Consider the following 17,254-nt stretch of genomic DNA (forward strand, 5'->3'; position numbering starts at 1 on the left):
GCGGTATTGCTGAGAAAAGGTGAAGAGACCGGGGCCGGACCCCGGTGCGAGTGCGGGCCGCCGGAACGGCCCGCACCCTGAGGGACCGGATCAGTCCTTGAAGCACTCCGCCGAGGTGCCCCGGTGCAGGGACAGGCTCAGGTTGGGGAGCTTGAAGGTCGCGGCGGTGGTCGCCCACGCCTTCTGCTCGACGTTGCTGAGCTTGGCGGTCTTGGCGCGCTGCGCGAAGCCGTTCAGGTTGGCCCTGGTCTCGGGCTGGATGCCCGGGCGCCCCGGAAGGACCTCGCCCTTGGCGTTCTTGTCGGCGGAGCCCGCCGCGACGCCGATGTCGATGTTCTCGAACTCGGCGTCGGCCTTCAGCGAGGAGACGTCGAGGTACAGGCCCTCGGCGTACACCGGCTTGCCGGCCTGGGTGCCCGCGTTCAGCTGGAGCGTCACGTCACCGACGAACGGGATCTTCGGCGTGACGACCGACTGGCACATCTTGGTGATCCAGGCCTTGTTGAAGCCCGAAACGGCGACCGGAGCGGCGAACGACTCGCCCTCCAGCGTCTTGCCGGAGGCGACGCTGCCGTACTGGACGAAGCCCTCACCGACGAGGCTTTCCGCACGGACCTTGAACTCCTGGCCGGAGATGCTGAACGACGCGGCGAGCGCGCCCTGGGCCAGGCCGACACCGATCGCGGCCGTGGCGGCCACGCTCGGAACCATGACGACGGCGAACCGCTTCCATCTGGTCCCGCCACGAACCTGGGACTTCATGAGAATCCTCCTTCTCGGACGTACATCTCCAGGAGGGCCCGGGGCCCGGCCTGGGATGGGAGAAGAGCTACGTCCTCGGGAAGGAGAGCGCCGAGGCAGCAGAAGGCGCGACGCGCGTCCGGCTCACCGGCGATCACCCCCGAGCGACAACCATGTGCCGCGCGTGCGCACGGCCCGGTGGACAGGTCCTGCCCGGTGGGAGCAGGAACCCCCCTGTCCGATCGGCCGGCCGCCTGAGGCCGCCGGCCCGCCCGGTGGGGACCCTCGCCGCGCTCCCAGGCGGTGGCCGGGGCGTGCGGTTCGGACCGAGCGTGGCCGATCGTGGTCCATTCGCGGCGCCCGCACAAGGGGTTCATTACTCGCTAGTAACGGATGCGTGACCGCGCCATGGCGCGATGCCGCCGACCGGGCACACAGGGTGGAGTCACCTGGTGCGGAAAATCCTCTTATAGGAGGGTGAACCCGGACAGATTCACGGGTTCGATTTACTGCAAGTAACAGCGGCCGCGTTTGTCAAGATTTGGTAAAGCGCGGCCGCCACTTGTCACCGTGTCGCCAAATCGCCAGGCATTCCGGGACCCTGCCCCGCCCTGAGCAGGCGCTTAGCGCAGGGCCGGGAATTCGGGGCTCAGAAAAGGACGCGCGCGAGCGCCTGCCGGGCCGCGATCACCCGCGGGTCCTCCGGGCCGATCACCTCGAACAGCTCCAGGAGCTTCAGCCGCGCCGTGTCCCGGTCGTCGCCGAAGGTCCGGCGCACGGTCTCCACGAGGCGCCCGAAGGCGTCCTGCACATGACCGCCCACCAGGTCCAGGTCGGCGGCGGCGATCTGCGCGGTGACGTCCGCCGGGTTGTCCGCCGCGTTCTTCCGCACCAGCTGCGGGTCCATGCCCTGCACCCGCGTGAGCAGTTCGGCCTGGGCGAGGCCCAGCTTGGCCTCGGGGTGCTCGGGGTCGTCGGCCAGCACGTTCTGGTACGCCCGGACCGCACCGCCCAGGTCGCCCGCGTCGAGCGCGGACATGGCCGCCTCCAGGAGGGCGTCGTACGGGCCGGCGGCCGGGCGGGCGGCGGGCTCGGAGCCGTCCGCGTCCCGGTCCACGGCGAGACCGGTGAGGCCGAAGCGCTCCTCGCCGACCTGGATCAGCTGGTCGAGGGTCTCGCGGATCTGCGCCTCGGGCACCGCACCCTGGAAGAGGGGCAGCGCCTGACCGGCGACGACCGCGAAAACGGCCGGAATTCCCTGGATGCCGAACTGCTGCATCAGCATCTGGTTGGCGTCGACGTCGATCTTCGCGAGCAGGAAGCGGCCGTCGTACTCCACGGCCAGCCGCTCCAGGAGCGGGCCCAGCTGCTTGCAGGGCTCGCACCACTCGGCCCAGAAGTCGAGGACGACCGGGACCTCGGCGGAACGCTGGAGCACATCGCGCTCGAAGCCCGCCTCGTCGACGTCGATCACCAGGGCGGAGGGCGGCACCGCCGCGGGCCCGCCGTGCCGGGCGGCCTCGGCGCGCGCCTGCTCCGCCTTCGCCTTGGCCTCTCCGGCCGCCTTCACCGCGGCGAGGTCGACGACGCCGCTCATGGACATGTTTCGGGGCTGCATGAGTACATCCTCCCCCTTCCGCGCGCGGATCCGGTAAGCCATGGCTGAACAGCGCCCTCCGCCGAGGGCGCCCACCGCTCGCCGGGTCCCCACCCGGCGTCCTGCATGGTTGTCGCTCAGGCCGCTCATTGCCTTTCGCTACGGGTCGTAGCGTAAGGGCGGGGCCCGGGGCGAAGGGAAGCCCTCCGGCGTGAACTGCCTCACATCACGCGCCTCTGGCGCCGTACCTACCGGCGGGTATGGTCGTCGTCCATGTCATGCAAGTCCGGCCACCCCACCTCACGCACCACCCGCACCGGCCGCCCCCGCTCCACCGAGGCCGACGCGGCCATCCTGGAGGCGACCCGCGCGGCCCTGGTGGAGCTGGGCTGGTCCAAGCTCACGATGGGCGACGTCGCCACCCGGGCCGGAGTCGCCAAGACCACGCTGTACCGCCGCTGGGCCAACAAGAACGAACTCGTCGTCGACGCCGTCGCCGTCCTCTTCGATGAACTCGAACTGCCCGACCTGGGTTCCCTCCAGGCCGACATCGAGCACGTCGTCCTCCAGTTCGCGGCCCTCCTGGAGCGCCCCGAGACCAAGACGGCGCTGATGGCCGTGGTCGCCGAGTCGACCCGCGACGCCCCGCTGCGCGAGCGGATCCGCACCTCGATCGTGGAGCGCCAGAAGCGGCTGGTCCTCGACGGCCGCCGGCGGGCGCAGGAGCGCGGCGAACTGCCCGCGGAGCGCGACCCGGTGGCCGTGGACGCCACCGACGACCTCATCTTCGACGTCGTCGCGGGCGCCGTGGTGCACCGCGCCCTGGTCAGCGCCGAGCCGGTCGACACGGCCTGGGTCGCCCGCCTCTCGGCCCTCCTGGTCGGCGGCCTGGGCGCCCTGGCGGCCCTCGGCTGACCGCGCGGAGAGACACGACCGAGGGCCGGTACGGGAGTCCCCGTACCGGCCCTCAGTCCGTCATGTCCCCAGCCGTCATGTCCCCAGCGGGGATCAGAAGCCCGCGGGCTCCACGTACACGCCCCACTCCTCGCGGAGCACGTCGCAGATCTCGCCGAGGGTGGCCTCGGCGCGGACGGCGTCGAGCATCGGCGGGATCATGTTGGAGCCGTCCCGGGAGGCCGCCAGCATGGCGTCGAGGGAGGCGCGGACCTTCGCCTCGTCGCGGCGGCCCTTGCGCTCGCCGAGGACCCGGACCTGCTCCCACTCGACCTCGTGGCTGACCCGCAGGATCTCCAGGTCGCCGGTGACGGAGCCGTGGTGGACGTTGACGCCGACGACGCGCTTCTCGCCCTTCTCCAGGGACTGCTGGTAGCGGAAGGCGGACTCGGCGATCTCGCCGGTGAACCAGCCGTCCTCGATGCCGCGCAGGATGCCGGAGGTGATCGGCCCGATCGGGTGCTTGCCGTCCGGGTGGGCGCGCAGGCCGCGCTCCTTGATCTGCTCGAAGATCTTCTCGGCGTCGGCCTCGATGCGGTCGGTGAGCTGCTCGACGTACCAGGAGCCGCCCAGCGGGTCGGCGACGTTGGCCACGCCGGTCTCCTCCATCAGCACCTGCTGGGTGCGCAGGGCGATCTCGGCGGCCTGCGCGCTGGGGAGCGCGAGGGTCTCGTCGAGGGCGTTGGTGTGGAGGGAGTTGGTGCCGCCGAGGACGGCGGAGAGGGCCTCGACCGCGGTCCGCACGACGTTGTTGTACGGCTGCTGGGCGGTGAGCGAGACACCGGCGGTCTGGGTGTGGAAGCGGAGCCACTGCGCCTTGTCGGTCTCGGCGCCGTACACCTCCTTCATCCAGCGGGCCCAGATCCGGCGGGCGGCGCGGAACTTGGCGATCTCCTCGAAGAAGTCGAGGTGCGCGTCGAAGAAGAAGGAGAGGCCGGGGGCGAAGACGTCCACGTCGAGGCCGCGGGAGAGGCCGAGCTCGACGTAGCCGAAGCCGTCGGCGAGGGTGTACGCCAGCTCCTGCGCGGCCGTCGCCCCGGCCTCGCGGATGTGGTAGCCGGAGACGGAGAGCGGCTTGTACGCGGGGATGCCGGCCGCGCAGTGCTCCATCAGGTCGCCGATGAGGCGCAGGTGCGGCTCGGGCGGGAAGAGCCACTCCTTCTGCGCGATGTACTCCTTGAAGATGTCGGTCTGGAGCGTGCCGTTGAGGACGGCGGGGTCGACGCCCTGGCGCTCGGCGGCGACGAGGTACATGCAGAAGACGGGGACGGCGGGGCCGGAGATCGTCATCGACGTGGTGACGTCGCCGAGCGGGATGTCCTTGAAGAGGACCTCCATGTCGGCGGCGGAGTCGATGGCGACGCCGCAGTGGCCGACCTCGCCGAGGGAGCGGGGGTCGTCGGAGTCGCGGCCCATGAGGGTGGGCATGTCGAAGGCGACCGAGAGCCCGCCGCCGCCGGCGGCGAGGATCATCTTGTACCGCTCGTTGGTCTGCTCGGCGTTGCCGAAGCCGGCGAACTGGCGGATGGTCCAGGTGCGGCCCCGGTAGCCGGTGGGGTGGAGCCCCCGGGTGAAGGGGTACTCGCCCGGCCAGCCGATGCGCTTGAACCCCTCGTAGGTGTCCCCGGGCCGGGGCCCGTAGACCGGCTCGACCGGGTCCCCGGAGAGCGTGGTGAAGTCCGCCTCGCGCTTGCGGGCCTTGTCGTAACGGGCCTGCCAGCGACGGCGGCCTTCCTCGATCGCGTCAGCGTCCATGCCTTCGAATTTACTAGGACGTCCTAGTAAATGTCGATGACAAACCCCCGCACGCTTGTACGGGGGTGGGTGTCAGGCTCGTACGGGCACCGGCTGCGCGCCGCTGACCAGCGGCTTCACCTCGGCGACGACCTTGCGCTCGACGAAGAAGGCGGCGAAGGGGATCGTGCCGGAGAGGAGCAGCCACACGATCTTGCCGAACGACCAGCGGGCCTTGGAGCCCAGGTCGAAGGCGAAGACGAGGTAGATGATGTAGAGCACACCATGGGTCTGGGAGACCGCGAAGGTCAGGTCCTCGCCGGTGTCGAAGCCGTACTTGGCGACCATGCAGCCGCAGAGCACGAGCAGCATGACGGCGGTCACGTACGCCATGACGCGGTAGCGGGTCAGCACGCTGGATTTCATGCCGTCGAGCGTAACCGCACGTTCCGGGGCGATCTTCGCTGGGGTCAGCCCTCGTCGAAGTCGTGTGCCGCGACCCGGAGGGGGCGGAGGAGGGCGAAGATCTCGGCGCACTCCTCGGAGTCGTACGCGCCGAGGCCGAACTCCATCTCCATCAGGTCGCGGGTGGCCGCCTCGACCACCTCGCGGCCCTTCTCCGTGATGGAGGCGAGGGTGCCGCGCCCGTCGTTGGGGTTGGGGCGCTTGGCGACGAGGCCCGACCGCACCAGGCGGTCCACCGTGTTCGTCACCGAGGTGGGGTGGACCATCAGCCGCTCGCCGATCTTCGACATGGTCAGCTCGCCCTCCTTGGAGAAGGTGAGCAGCACCAGCGCCTCGTAGCGGGCGAAGGTCAGCCCGTACGGCTTGACCACCGCGTCGACCTCGGCCAGCAGGATCTGGTGGGCGCGCATGATCGAGGTGATCGCGGCCATCGAGGGGACCGGACCCCAGCGCTTCTGCCAGAGTTCGTCGGCTCGGGCGATGGGATCGAACGGGAGACTGAGCGGCTTCGGCACGCGTCGACCTTACCGACTGGTCATATGGCGGTCAGCCCCGTCTCGCCCTTCGGTCGCCAGGAGTCCGGCGATGATCAGCGTCGCCAGCAGGCCCGCCCCGGCGACGACGAGGTGGACCGGGACGAACTCCGCGACGAGTCCGGCACCGGCCATGCCGAGGCCCTGGACGGTCATCATGCCCGCCGTCATCAGGGTCATGGCCCTCCCCCGGCGCTCCTCGGGGACGGCGGCGACGAACCGGGCGTCGAGCCCGAGGGTGTACGCGCCGGCGGCGCCGGCCAGCACGAGGGCGAGCGCCGCGAGGGCGGGGCCGGGGCGGAGCGCGTACAGGAGGAAGGGGAGGAAGCCGGCGAGGAGGAGGGGGGCGACGAGCCGGACGCGGGTGGCGGGGCGCAGGACGGCGCCGGCGAGGAGTTCGCCGGCGATGGTGCCGACCGGCATCGCGCACATGAGGAGGCCGAGGGCGGCGGTGGAGACGCCGAGCTCGTCGGCGTAGGGCGCGGCGAGGGCCTCGGGGACGACGACGAAGAGCGGCGGCACCCAGAAGAGCAGCATCAGGCCGCGGATCCGGCGGTCGCGCAGCAGGGACCAGGTGGCGCCGAGCCCTTCGCGCCCGGCGGCGGCGCGGGCGGGGCGGCGGGCGGTGCCGAGGCGCAGCAGCAGGGCGGAGAGGAGGAAGGTGCCGGCGGTGAGGGCGATGGCGCCGCGGGCGGGGACGACGGTGAGCAGGACGCCGCCGACGCCGAACCCGGCGAGGAGGGCGGACTGGGAGACGATCCGCAGGAGCGAGCGGCCGAGGACGAAGAGGTCGCCCTCGCCGAGGATGTCGGCGAGGGTCGCCATCCGGGTCCCCTGGAAGACGGGGGCGACGGCGGCGACGGCGCAGCGCAGGACGAGGAGTCCGGCGACGGGGGTCGCGGGCAGGACCATGAGCGCGACGGCTCCGGCGCAGATCAGGTCGCAGACGACGAGGACCCGGCGGGGCGGGTGCCGGTCGGCGAGCCCGGCGAGGAGGGTGCCGCCGAGGAGGTAGGGGAGGAAGCCGAGGGCGAAGGTGAGGGAGGAGAGGAGCGGGGAGCGGGTGAGGTCGTAGACGAGGACGGTGAGCGCGATCTCGCTGACGACGAGCCCGAGGAGGGAGAGCAGATGCGCCCCGAACACCCACCGGAACTCACGGACGCGGAAGACGGCGAGGTACCCGGGCGGGGGTGGGGTGTCGGGCAGCGGTGTGGTGGGAGGGGTGTCGGTCAGGGACATGGCGGCAGCCTGCGGGCCGGGAGGCGGCCGCCTCTAGACTTTCGGCTCCAGCCGAATCTTCCGTCTCGCCCAGGGGGCTCCGTGCCGTATCACCTGCTCTTCGGGGAGGCCGACGCGCTGCGGATCCGGTTCGCGGTGTCGCCGTTGTGGGAGACGCAGTCGGCGGTACGGGTGCTGGCGCGGCCCCGGCAGCAGGGGTACCACCTGCCGTGGCTGCGGCGGATCGCCGGGGCCGCGCGGGAGCTGGAGCTGGCGCCGCTCCAGCTGCTGATGCCGGAGCGGGGGCACTCGCCGGACTTCCTGTACCCGCCTCCGCTCGGGCCCGCCGCGTCCTTCGAGGACGAGCTCGCGGCCGTACGGGCGATCGATCCGGCTCTGGTCGGGCCGGATCTCGCGCGGGCGCTGGCGTGCACGCCGGGGGCCTCGGAGAGCGCGGAGGGGCGGCGGCTGCTCGCCGATCCTGCGGGGGCGGTGGAGCGGCTGGCGGAGCTGCTCCGGGCGGCCTGGGAGGCGCTGGTCGCGCCCGAGTGGCCCCGGCTGCGGGCGCTGCTCGAAGCGGATGTCGCGTACCACTCGCGGCGGCTGGCGGAGGGCGGTCTGGAGCGGCTGCTCGGCGAACTGCACCCGTCGTTCTCCTGGGATCCGGAGGCGTCCGTCCTCCAGGTGCGCGGCTATCGCGGGGAGCACGTGCGGGCGCTGGGCGGTCAGGGGCTGGTGCTGATGCCGTCGGTGTTCATCTGGCCGGAGGTGGTGAGCGGCTTCGAGGAGCCGTGGCAGCCGACGGTGGTGTATCCGGTGCGCGGGATCGGCGGGCTGTGGACGGAGGCGCGGGAGCGCACGCCCGAGGCGCTCGCGCGGCTCCTCGGGCCGGTGCGGGCGGACGTGCTGTGCGCCCTCGTCGAGCCGATGGGGACGACGGCGCTGGCGCATCTCCTCGGCCGGGCGCCCTCGTCGGTCTCCGCGCATCTGTCGGTGCTGCGGGAGGCGGGGCTGCTGACCTCGCGGCGTTACGGCCACCAGGTGCTGTACGAGCGGACGCCGCTGGGGATCGCGGTGTCGCAGCCGGACGCCGGGTGACCGACATGTCACGATGGCGCGGTCTGTCCGATTTCCCTGCGGGCGGACCCACGCCCGCACTCCCCTTGCCGCCGACCCTGAGGGCCCGGATGTCCCGCCGCACCACCGCCACCACCACGCTCGCCCTCCTCAGCGCGCTGCTGCTGACCGCGAGCGGCTGCTCCTCCGACGAGCCCGCGCCCTCCCCCGTCGGTCCGCCGGCCGCGACGAAGGGCGAGGCCCCGGCGCCGACCGGCGGCTCGCCGTTCTGGGTGGACCCGGAGAGCGACGCGGCCCGGCAGGTGAAGCAGTACGAGGCGCAGGGCCGCGCCGACGACGCCCGGGTGCTGAAGCGGATCTCGGAGCAGCCGGTCGCGGACTGGCCGGCCGGGGACGACCCGGTGCCGGAGATCCGGCGGGCGGTGCGCGGGGCGACGGCCGAGGACCGGACGGCGGTCTTCGTGGCGTACAACATCCCGCACCGCGACTGCGGCCTGTACTCGGCGGGCGGCGCGCGGGACGGGCAGGCGTACCGGACGTGGGTGGACTCCTTCGCCTCGGCGATCGGGGACGCCTCCGCGGTGGTGGTCCTGGAGCCGGACGCGGTGCCGCACATGGTGGACGGCTGCACGCCGGGGCAGTACCACCAGGAGCGGTCGGCGCTGCTCGCCGAGGCGATCGAGCGGCTGAAGCGGCAGCCGGGGACCCGGGTCTACCTGGACGCGGGGAACCCGGCGTGGATCGACGATCCGGGGAAGCTGGTGGAGCCGCTGCGGCGGGCCGGGATCGCCCGCGCGGACGGCTTCTCGCTCAATGTGTCGAACTTCCAGACGACGGCGGCGGTACGGGACTTCGGGGCGACCCTGTCCGGGTTGCTCGGCGGGATGCACTTCACGGTCGACACCAGCCGGAACGGCGCGGGACCCCTCCCGGGCGACGGGGCGGAGGCGTGGTGCAATCCCCCGGGCCGGTCGCTCGGCGTGCCGCCGACGGACCGGACCGGGGACGCGCTGGTGGACGCGTACCTGTGGATCAAGCGTCCCGGGGACTCGGACGGGCAGTGCCGGGGCGGCCCGGCCGCGGGGACCTGGTGGCCTGAGTACGCGCTGGGCCTGGCCCGCCGCGCCGACGCCTGAACCCGCTCAGTCGCTCTCGTTAGTCCCTGTCTTCTCCTTCGGGTCCTCCCCCATGACCTGGACCCACTTCGCCTCGGAGGGGATGCCGGCCTCGTCGGTGACGAAGAGCATGTACCAGCCGGGCGGGACGAGGGTGCGGTCCTCGGGGGCGTCCACGGTGACCGTGAGACCGTCCTCGCCCTTCGTCAGGCCCAGTTCCACCGAGCGCTGTTCGACGTCGGTGGTGTGGGTGACCGCGCTGGGCCGCATCAGCCGTGCCTTGGCGATCCGGCCGGCGTCCTTGGTCTTGAAGGTGGCGCGGCCGTTCCGGTCGAGCTCCCGGGGGCCCTCGCCGAGGGCCGGCCGGTCGTCGCCGGCCTTGTGGAGGTAGGGCGGGGTGAAGACCTCGATGCGCTGCTCGAAGGTGCCGAGCTTGGTGTTGTCCTTGTCGTCGAAGAGCGGGTCGGAGCCGAAGGTGGCGACCCGTCCGTCGGGCAGCAGCAGCGCCTCCGAGTGGTAGTTGCGGCCGACGGTGGGGTCGGCCGCCGCCGCGAAGGCGTTGGTGGCGGGGTCGTAGAACTGCGCCTTGAGGATGTCGCTGCCGCTGCGGCCGCGGTAGTCGCGGGAGCCGCCGGTGGTGAAGACGGTGTCGTCGGGGAGCAGGACGCTGCTGAGGTAGCGGGTGCCCTGCGGGAGCGAGGGCCCGTCCTGGAAGGTCGGGCTGTCGGTGGTGAGGTCGATGATGGAGGTGCGGGCGGTGGACTTGGGGGACTCGCCGACCCCGCCGCCGCCGAGGACCATGACCTTCTGGGCCTGCGCGGGCGGCAGGATCAGGGAGGCGGAGGTCTCCAGCTGGTCGGGGTCGGTGAGGCCGGGCAGGGGGGTGAAGGTGTTGGTCTTCAGGTCCCACAGGCCCGGCGCGCGGCCCTTCTCGGCCGGCCCGTAGCCGGCGTTGGAGCCGGTGTAGAGGAGCTTGCCGCCCTTGGTGAGGAAGAGGGAGGGGTAGGTGGGGAAGTAGCGGAAGGGGCCCTTGGTCCACTTCTTGGTCTTCGGGTCGTAGATCTCGTTGTCGCCGGGGACGACGTCGCCGACGTCGTTGAGCCCGGAGACGGCGAGGACCTTGCCGTCCTCCAGGCCGACCAGGGTGGGGTACCAGCGGGCGTCCTTCATGGGGGCGACCGGGATGTACTTCTCCGCCTTGGGGTCGAACTCGTAGGCGGCCTTGATGCCCTGGAAGTCCTGCTTCTCGGTGGTGAGCTTCTGGGCGAGGCCGTAGACGTCGTCGGCGGCCTTCCCCTTCAGTCCGACGACCTCGTACTGCGCGGCCTCGGTGGTGAGGCCCTGCGGGCCCTCCTCGACGGCCTCGACGAAGACCCGCGCCTCCGCCGCGGTCACCTTGGTCTTCCACGGCTTCATCTGGCCGCTCTTGAAGTACGAGATCTCGAACTCGCGCTTCGCCTTGGGGACGGTGACGTCGGTGGTGGTGACGTACTCGACCCCGGACGGGGAGCGGAAGACGGTGCCCTTCTTCAGCGTCACGGCCTTGTCGGGGCTCTCGTTCTTGACCCGCATGCCGCCGCCGGCCTTCTTCACCCCGCCGTCCAGGACCTCGTAGCGGGCGGTGCCGCCGGCCACCAGGAGCCGCCCGTCGGGCAGTTGGCTGTGGCCGGCGCAGAAGAAGTCCTCGGGGGTGGGGATCTTCTTGAAGGTGTTCTTCACCGGGTCCCACAGGACGGTGTCGAAGGTCCCGGCGTCGAAGTTCTTCTGGTTGTTGCCGGAGCCGGCGATCAGCAGCACCTTGCCGGTGTGCAGGAGGGCGGCGTGGATCGCGTTGATCCGCGTCCCGTCGGGGACGGAGACGCCGCCCCAGGAGCCGTACCTCTTCTTGTAGCCGGGCTGGGCGATCTTGTAGGCGTGGTACTTCTCCGAGGCGAAGGTGACGGCGGCGGGGGCGTTCAGCGCCGCGAGGACGAGGACGGCGCCGCTGCCGAGCAGGGTCTTCTTGAACTTCTTGGACGGCCGGTATGCCATGGATCAGTTCCCTCCGGTCGTCGTGGGCGCGGTGGTCGCGGGCGGGTGCGGGGGCAGGGGCGGGAACTGCGGCAGCGGCGGTACGGTGCGCACCTCGATCCCCTTCCGGGCGATGGCGAGCCGGCGGTCGCGGGTCCGGGCGCGGGCCCGTTCGCGGACGGCGCGGGCGCGCCGGTCGCGCAGGGAGGTCCAGGACCAGACGGTGACCGGGGCGAGCGCGATGAGGAGGGCGAGGAACGCCCAGGTGCGCATGGCCGCGTGGGTGTGGTCGAAGTGGACCGAGGCCACCAGGGAGGCGACGAGGACGGCCGCCCAGTAGAGGTGGATGCGGAAGGTGAGGAGCCGGTCGGGGCTGGCGGCGCCGCCCTTGGGGGTGACGACGAAGCGGCCGCGGGTGCGCAGCAGCGCGGAGGCGAGGGACCTGAGGTAGATGGGCGCGGAGAGCGCGGACATCACCATGCCGGCGAGGCCGCCGGAGCCTTCGGGCTCGTGCGGGGAGACGTTGTGGCGGCGGTTCCAGAGGTAGAGGCCGATCTGGAGGGCGACGGCATCGCTGTAGATCATGAGCCAGACCTGGGAGGAGACCTGGGTGCCGGAGGCGCCGAGCCACAGGTAGAGGACGCAACTGAGGATGCCGAGGAGCCAGTTGACGGCCGTCATGGGGTAGTAGACGAGCATGAGCGTGTAGTTGAGGAGGCGGCCGGGCGGCATGGAGAACGGCGCCTTCCAGAACTGCTTGATGACCGTCTCGTAGGTGCCGCGGGACCAGCGGAGCTGCTGGGTGAAGAAGTCGGTCCAGGACTCCGGTCCCTCGCCGACGGCGAGGACGTCGGGGGTGTAGACGGAGCGCCAGCGGCGGCCGGTGGCCGGGTTCCGGCGGCGGTGCAGCTCGAAGCCGGTGGCCATGTCCTCGGTGATGGAGTCGTACAGGCCGCCGATCTGCTTGAGGGCGGATATCCGGACGACGTTGTTGGTGCCGACGAACATGGGGGCGCGGTAGCGGTTCCCGGCGCGCTGGATGAGGGCGTGGAAGAGGAACTGCTGGGACTCGGCGGCCTTGGTGACGGCTCCGGTGTAGTTGCCGTAGACCTGCGGGCCGACGACGAAGGCGACGTCGGGGTCGCGGAAGTAACCAAGCATCCGCTCAAGGAAGTTGGGGAGCGGGACGTGGTCGGTGTCGACCGAGGCGAAGCAGTCGTAGGCGTCGCCGTGCATGGCGAGCCAGGCGTTGTAGTTGCCGTGCTTGGTCTTCGCCTTGTGCGGGCCCTTGGCGCGGTTCCACTCGGGGACGCCGGCGCGGGTGAAGTGGCGGACGCCGAGTTCGGCGCAGAGGGCCTTGGCCTCGTCGCTGTCGCCCTCGTCGAGGAGCCACACGTGCAGGGTGCCCTCGTGCCGCATGCGGACGGCGGCCTCCAGGGTCGCGCGGACCATGGTGAGGGGTTCCTTGCCGGGCACGTAGGTGGTGAGGAACGCGACCCGGGTGCCCTTCTCGGGGTACACCGGCACGGGGTCGCGGGCGACCATGGTGGCGTGGGCGATCGAGGAGACGTTCACCAGCATGAAGAGGCAGATGAGGCCGATCGACACGAGCATCACGGTGTCGTACGGCACCCGCCAGGAGTCGTCGCCCTCGCGGACGGTCCAGTGGCTGGGCCAGACCAGGTAGGCCAGCAGCACCGCGGAGAGCAGCGGTGCGAGGGCCATGAGGAGGACGGCTCGTATTCGGTGCGGCTCCTTCGAGAGCAGACTCGTGTACCGCACCTCGTAGGTCGCCGTGTCCGGTTCCGTGAGGGGACCGGCGAGTCGGCTGTAGGTGTCGTAGTCGTAGCCTCCCGGCCGCACGGTGCCTCCAGCTGTCGTCGATCGGGTCGATATCCCCACGAAAAGGGACTTCGTCCGGCGTGTCGACTGGAGTACTCCGAGTGAGGGTGTTCTAGCGCCCGCGTCCACCCGATCGACGCAGCGTGTACGTGACCGCCTTCCGCGCCACCGGGTTCAGCTCCTCGACGGCGGCGAGCAGGGCCCCGAGCTGCTCCAGCGCGGTGAGGGCCGCGTCGGCGCCCTCGGGGTCGACGCCCTCGTAGAGTTCGAGCCCGACGAAGGAGGCGGCGACGGCCCGGGCCAGCCCGGCCGGGTCGGTGAAGCCCTCCAGCGGGGTGCCGGCGAGGACCCGCCGGAGCACCCCCTCGATCTCCTCGATCCACAGGTCGAGCCCGGCGGCGGTGGCGGGGGCGAGCCGGGGGTGGGACTGGGCGCCGGCCAGCAGCTGGGCGAGGACGGCGACGTGCCCGGCGTCCCGCTCCTCGTCGTGCATCAGGCGCCCGAAGGCGAGCAGCTCGTTCAGGCTGGTGGCGGCCCGGAGCCGGTCGCGGTGGCGGGCCACCCGCTGTTCGGCGCCGCGCCGGCAGGCGGCGGCGAGCAGCTCGTCGACGGAGCCGAAGTGATAGAAGACGAGGGCCTGGTTGACCCCCGCGGCGGCCGCGACGGACCGGGCCGAGGTCCCGGCGATCCCGTGCTCGACGAGCGAGCGCAGGGCTCCGTCGAGCAGCTTCTCGCGGGTCTCCCGCCCCTTGGCGTCCCGCACCCCCGGCGCCTTCGCTTCCCGCCCCACGCCCGCCCCTCCCGCGTACGGATCCCACCCCGGCGCACCTCCGGCCGCCGCCGGCACCGGTGGCGCTCCCCCGCGGAGACACCGGTACCGGCAACGGCCGGAAAAGGGGAACGCGCCATGGTCCCCCACGGCCGTCCCCCGTCTTGAGCAACTGCTCAAGGAGGACGTTAACCGATAGAGATCACTCCCTCAAAGCCCCACCCCACACCAAGAAGCCCCCGGTCGCAGCCACCCACCCACCCCCCTCCTCCCACCCGGCGCTACACGCGCGCGACCGCGAGCATGTGCGAGCTCGCCGCGAGGAGGTCCGGATGCGGTTCCGCGAGGCGGGCGGCGGTGAGCGCCGCCTGGAACATGGGCGAGTCGATCAGGCTTTCCTTGGTGTACTGCTCGGTGGCCTTGAGGGCCGACCACACCGGTCCTTCGATCCCATACACCACGGAATCCGTCAGACCGGCCTCTCCCATCTCCGCGGCCAGCCCCTCCCCCGTGTGGAAGTACGAGCTGGTGAAGCCCTTGCGGCCGGGGGCGTGCACGCCCGTCACCAGGATGTCGGCCACAGCCTCGCGCACCCGGTCGACGGTGAGCAGGGTGGTGGCCACGTGCTCGAAGACCGAGGCGTAGCGGCCGATGGCCGCGGCCGCGACGATGCCGCCCGGGCGGACGACCCGGGCCGCCTCGCGCAGCGCGCGAAGCCGGTCCTCGCGGTCGAGCAGGTGGTACAGCGGGCCGAGGACGAGACCCACGTCGTACGAGGCGTCGGCCGCGTCCAGCGCGCGGGCGTCGCCGAGTTCGGCCCGGACGCCCGATGCCGCCGCCTCCTCGACGTGGCGCGGCACGGGATCGACGAGATCGACCGCGTACCCGTCCTCGATCAGCCATCGGGCGTGCACGCCCGGGCCGCCGCCGATGTCGATGATCCGGGCGGGCGCGGGCGGCAGGTGGCGCCGCAGCAGTTCCCGCGTGCGGACCATCTCCAGCACTCCGTCGGCGCTGCTGCTCAGTCGCTCGGACTCGTTGATGGTCTCGCTGTAGAAAGCGATGACCTCGGGAGCTACAGGGGGTGTGCGCATGGATGCGATTGTGACTGCTGGCCAGGCGTGGTCACACCCCCTTAGCCTGACCGGTCAACCGGTCATCTCCTACGCCGAGGAACGTACATGCCTCTCCTGAAGTACGAGCAGATCACCGAAAGCCTGCGCCGCCGCATCGCGGACGACGAGTTCCCGCCGGGCTCCCTCCTGCCGTCCAGCCGCGATCTGTGCGAGCAGTGGGGCGTCTCGCGGGCCACCGCGATCAAGGCCATGGAGGTACTGCGCGCCGACGGTCTGGTCACACCCCATCAGGGGCGCGGCTTCTCCGTGGTGGAGACACCCGTGGCCCGGCCGGCCGGTGGGCGCGGGGCCGGGACCAGCCGCGTCCAGGGCGGGATGCCGTTCAGGCGTCTCGGTGTCCCGGAGATGCTGATCCCGCCCTCCCACATCGCCGAAGCCCTGGGGCTGGAGAGTGGCGCCCGAGCGCTGCACCGCGTGCGATTGACCCTGCTGGAGGACAGGCCGCACTCGTACACGACGGCATGGTTTCCCCCGGACGTCGCGGATTCCTGCCCTCGCCTCCACCAAGGGGGACCGATCGCCGAGGGAACCACCCACTACATCCGGCGCACGACCGGTCGCGCCCCCGCACGGGGCACGGACATCACGACGGTCCGCCTGGCCACCAGCGCCGAAGCGGAACACCTTCGGGTGAAACGACCGTGCGCCGTGGCGGTGGTGCTGCACACGGCCTACGACGTCACAGACAGGCCCCTGGTCTGCGAAGAAGGGGTGACAGCGGAAGGAGTCTGGGAGCGGACGGACAACTACCCGATGGGACAGACCGATTGACTGGACCGGTCCACCGGTCCAGTCTGGGTTTCGGCGGAGCGCGCACGCGGAGTGCGGCCCGTCGCGCCGAGAGGAGTGACCATCCATGTCCACGCCCGGCCCACAGCACCCGAAACCCACCCCCCACCGCCCCCTCACACGCGCGGAGTCCCACCCCGGCTCTCCGAGCCGCGCCCTGCGCCTCCGCGCGGCGGACGGCTGGGAGCGGTTCATGCGCCGCCTCGACGCCACCCGCGATCAGGCGGCGGACACGTGACCGCCGCCGGCACCGACGGATACGAACAGCACCCCCTGCTGAACACCCTGGTCCGCGATGTCGCCTCGCGCGGCGAAGGGGAGTTGACCGCCGTGCTCCAAGAGATCCACGACAACGGCCGCGTCGTCCGAGTCGCCTACATCCGGCCCACGTCAGGCGTCGAGTGGACGACGTCCGCCGAGAACATCCGCCCCGCACACGGCACGCGCGGCGACGCCTCCACCCCACACCAAGAAGCCCCCGGCCAAGGGCCAGGGGCTTCGGGGTGGGTGGGGTCAGGGGGCGAGGTGGCGTTCGACTGTGTCGATCTTGGCGGTGAGGCCGTCGGTGACGCCGGGGCGGATGTCGGCCTTGAGGACGACGGAGACGCGGGGGGCGCGGGCCTCGACGGCGGCGACGGCTCGCTTCACGACGTCCATGACCTCGTCCCACTCCCCCTCGATGGACGTGAACATGGCGTCGGTGCGGTTCGGCAGGCCGGACTCGCGGACCACGCGAACGGCGTCGGCGACGTACGCGCCGACCTCCTCCCCCACGCCGAGCGGGGTGACCGAGAACGCGACGATCACGCCTTCACCGCGCTCTCGCCGGCCTCGGCGCGGGCGCGGGAGGCGATGACGGCGGCCTCGGCCTCGCGCTTCAGCTTGCGGTCGGCGAAGAAGCCGCCGAAGGGCACGACCGAGAGGAGGAAGTAGACGGCGGCGGTGCCGAAGCTCCACTTGGTGCGGTTCCAGGCGTCCAGCCAGAAGAGCACGTAGAGGACGAAGAGCACACCGTGGACGGCACCCATCACCGGCACCGCGTTGAAGTCCGTGGTCCGCTTGAGCACCGAGCAGACCAGCAGGAGCAGGAACGAGACGGCCTCGGGCGCGGAGACGAGCCGGAGGCGGTGGAGCGAGGAAGCGGTCTTGAGGTCCACGGAGGGGTCACCTTCGTTCGAGCCGATGTGCGAGCTGCCGGACACGATCTTGTGAACGGATGCACAAGGGTGGGCGGAATCCATTGTGCACGCCGACTTTGCAGTCTCTTTATCCGG

At 71.6% G+C, this 17,254-nt stretch carries 17 protein-coding genes; 5 read left to right on the forward strand and 12 right to left on the reverse strand.

Features of this window, described 5'->3' with window-relative positions; genetic code table 11:
• Positions 1-90 precede the first annotated feature (90 nt).
• Positions 91-762 carry a DUF6230 family protein gene (locus ACFXMG_RS25815; RefSeq protein ID WP_383828469.1) on the reverse strand — a complete coding sequence of 224 codons (672 nt, stop codon included), beginning with the start codon at positions 760-762 and terminating at the stop codon, positions 91-93.
• A gap of 628 nt (positions 763-1,390) precedes the next feature.
• Positions 1,391-2,359 (reverse strand): tetratricopeptide repeat protein, encoded by a 969-nt coding sequence (locus tag ACFXMG_RS25820; RefSeq protein WP_383828467.1) that lies wholly within the window; start codon positions 2,357-2,359, stop codon positions 1,391-1,393.
• A 252-nt stretch (positions 2,360-2,611) separates the two neighbouring features.
• Here ACFXMG_RS25820 and ACFXMG_RS25825 point away from each other — a divergent pair, with 252 nt between their 5' ends.
• A complete protein-coding gene (locus ACFXMG_RS25825) occupies positions 2,612-3,253 on the forward strand; it encodes a TetR/AcrR family transcriptional regulator (protein WP_383828465.1) in 642 nt (213 codons plus the stop codon).
• 93 nt (positions 3,254-3,346) lie between these two features.
• On the opposite strand, the gene ACFXMG_RS25830 is transcribed toward ACFXMG_RS25825, so the two are convergent.
• From ACFXMG_RS25830 to ACFXMG_RS25845, 4 genes are all read right to left on the reverse strand, one after another.
• On the reverse strand, positions 3,347-5,047 hold the full coding sequence (locus tag ACFXMG_RS25830) for a methylmalonyl-CoA mutase (RefSeq protein WP_383828463.1): 1,701 nt from the start codon (positions 5,045-5,047) through the stop codon (positions 3,347-3,349).
• A 72-nt stretch (positions 5,048-5,119) separates the two neighbouring features.
• Complete coding sequence (locus tag ACFXMG_RS25835) at positions 5,120-5,452, reverse strand: DUF3817 domain-containing protein (protein WP_383828461.1); 333 nt, start codon at positions 5,450-5,452, stop codon at positions 5,120-5,122.
• Positions 5,453-5,496: 44 nt separating this feature from the next.
• Entirely contained in the window at positions 5,497-6,006 is a 510-nt protein-coding gene (locus ACFXMG_RS25840) for a MarR family winged helix-turn-helix transcriptional regulator (protein WP_383828459.1), read from the reverse strand.
• A 9-nt stretch (positions 6,007-6,015) separates the two neighbouring features.
• A complete protein-coding gene (locus ACFXMG_RS25845) occupies positions 6,016-7,263 on the reverse strand; it encodes an MFS transporter (protein ID WP_383828457.1) in 1,248 nt (415 codons plus the stop codon).
• 81 nt (positions 7,264-7,344) lie between these two features.
• Between ACFXMG_RS25845 and ACFXMG_RS25850 the strand changes: the two genes are divergently transcribed.
• Together ACFXMG_RS25850 and ACFXMG_RS25855 are read left to right on the forward strand one after the other, a co-directional pair.
• Positions 7,345-8,340, forward strand: coding sequence for a DUF5937 family protein (locus tag ACFXMG_RS25850; protein WP_383828455.1), 996 nt, complete (start codon positions 7,345-7,347; stop codon positions 8,338-8,340).
• 89 nt (positions 8,341-8,429) lie between these two features.
• Positions 8,430-9,455 carry a glycoside hydrolase family 6 protein gene (locus tag ACFXMG_RS25855; RefSeq protein WP_383828453.1) on the forward strand — a complete coding sequence of 342 codons (1,026 nt, stop codon included), beginning with the start codon at positions 8,430-8,432 and terminating at the stop codon, positions 9,453-9,455.
• 6 nt (positions 9,456-9,461) lie between these two features.
• Here the strand turns inward: ACFXMG_RS25855 and ACFXMG_RS25860 are convergent, their stop codons facing one another.
• From ACFXMG_RS25860 to ACFXMG_RS25875, 4 genes are all read right to left on the reverse strand, one after another.
• Positions 9,462-11,465: a galactose oxidase-like domain-containing protein gene (locus tag ACFXMG_RS25860; protein ID WP_383828451.1), complete on the reverse strand. Its 2,004-nt coding sequence runs from the start codon at positions 11,463-11,465 to the stop codon at positions 9,462-9,464.
• Between the two features lie 3 nt (positions 11,466-11,468).
• Positions 11,469-13,307, reverse strand: coding sequence for a glycosyltransferase family 2 protein (locus ACFXMG_RS25865; protein ID WP_383828449.1), 1,839 nt, complete (start codon positions 13,305-13,307; stop codon positions 11,469-11,471).
• A 91-nt stretch (positions 13,308-13,398) separates the two neighbouring features.
• The gene (locus ACFXMG_RS25870; protein WP_383828447.1) at positions 13,399-14,076 is read right to left on the reverse strand and encodes a TetR/AcrR family transcriptional regulator; all 678 of its coding nucleotides are present in this window, start codon (positions 14,074-14,076) and stop codon (positions 13,399-13,401) included.
• Between the two features lie 260 nt (positions 14,077-14,336).
• Positions 14,337-15,149, reverse strand: a complete 813-nt coding sequence (locus ACFXMG_RS25875) for a class I SAM-dependent methyltransferase (protein ID WP_383828445.1) — start codon at positions 15,147-15,149, stop codon at positions 14,337-14,339.
• Between the two features lie 87 nt (positions 15,150-15,236).
• On the opposite strand from ACFXMG_RS25875, the gene ACFXMG_RS25880 reads away from it, so the two are divergent.
• Together ACFXMG_RS25880 and ACFXMG_RS25885 are read left to right on the forward strand one after the other, a co-directional pair.
• Positions 15,237-15,962 (forward strand): GntR family transcriptional regulator, encoded by a 726-nt coding sequence (locus ACFXMG_RS25880; protein ID WP_383828443.1) that lies wholly within the window; start codon positions 15,237-15,239, stop codon positions 15,960-15,962.
• Between the two features lie 85 nt (positions 15,963-16,047).
• Positions 16,048-16,218 (forward strand): hypothetical protein, encoded by a 171-nt coding sequence (locus ACFXMG_RS25885; protein ID WP_383828441.1) that lies wholly within the window; start codon positions 16,048-16,050, stop codon positions 16,216-16,218.
• A gap of 275 nt (positions 16,219-16,493) precedes the next feature.
• Here the strand turns inward: ACFXMG_RS25885 and ACFXMG_RS25890 are convergent, their stop codons facing one another.
• Positions 16,494-16,787, reverse strand: coding sequence for an MTH1187 family thiamine-binding protein (locus tag ACFXMG_RS25890; RefSeq protein WP_383828439.1), 294 nt, complete (start codon positions 16,785-16,787; stop codon positions 16,494-16,496).
• Entirely contained in the window at positions 16,784-17,137 is a 354-nt protein-coding gene (locus ACFXMG_RS25895; RefSeq protein ID WP_383828437.1) for a DUF3817 domain-containing protein, read from the reverse strand. Before ACFXMG_RS25895 ends, ACFXMG_RS25890 begins: the two co-directional genes overlap by 4 nt.
• Positions 17,138-17,254 lie beyond the last annotated feature (117 nt).

It is taken from the genome of Streptomyces sp. NPDC059201, assembly GCF_042754585.1.
Classification (GTDB): domain Bacteria; phylum Actinomycetota; class Actinomycetes; order Streptomycetales; family Streptomycetaceae; genus Streptomyces.

What these genes read in the sequence shown, in the direction of transcription:
- ACFXMG_RS25815 (WP_383828469.1), bottom strand. Translation starts at nt 762, where the DNA reads ATGAAGTCCCAGGTTCGTGGCGGGACCAGATGGAAGCGGTTCGCCGTC.
- ACFXMG_RS25820 (WP_383828467.1), bottom strand. Translation starts at nt 2,359, where the DNA reads ATGCAGCCCCGAAACATGTCCATGAGCGGCGTCGTCGACCTCGCCGCG.
- ACFXMG_RS25825 (WP_383828465.1), top strand. Translation starts at nt 2,612, where the DNA reads ATGTCATGCAAGTCCGGCCACCCCACCTCACGCACCACCCGCACCGGC.
- ACFXMG_RS25830 (WP_383828463.1), bottom strand. Translation starts at nt 5,047, where the DNA reads ATGGACGCTGACGCGATCGAGGAAGGCCGCCGTCGCTGGCAGGCCCGT.
- ACFXMG_RS25835 (WP_383828461.1), bottom strand. Translation starts at nt 5,452, where the DNA reads ATGAAATCCAGCGTGCTGACCCGCTACCGCGTCATGGCGTACGTGACC.
- ACFXMG_RS25845 (WP_383828457.1), bottom strand. Translation starts at nt 7,263, where the DNA reads ATGTCCCTGACCGACACCCCTCCCACCACACCGCTGCCCGACACCCCA.
- ACFXMG_RS25855 (WP_383828453.1), top strand. Translation starts at nt 8,430, where the DNA reads ATGTCCCGCCGCACCACCGCCACCACCACGCTCGCCCTCCTCAGCGCG.
- ACFXMG_RS25860 (WP_383828451.1), bottom strand. Translation starts at nt 11,465, where the DNA reads ATGGCATACCGGCCGTCCAAGAAGTTCAAGAAGACCCTGCTCGGCAGC.
- ACFXMG_RS25875 (WP_383828445.1), bottom strand. Translation starts at nt 15,149, where the DNA reads ATGCGCACACCCCCTGTAGCTCCCGAGGTCATCGCTTTCTACAGCGAG.
- ACFXMG_RS25880 (WP_383828443.1), top strand. Translation starts at nt 15,237, where the DNA reads ATGCCTCTCCTGAAGTACGAGCAGATCACCGAAAGCCTGCGCCGCCGC.
- ACFXMG_RS25885 (WP_383828441.1), top strand. Translation starts at nt 16,048, where the DNA reads ATGTCCACGCCCGGCCCACAGCACCCGAAACCCACCCCCCACCGCCCC.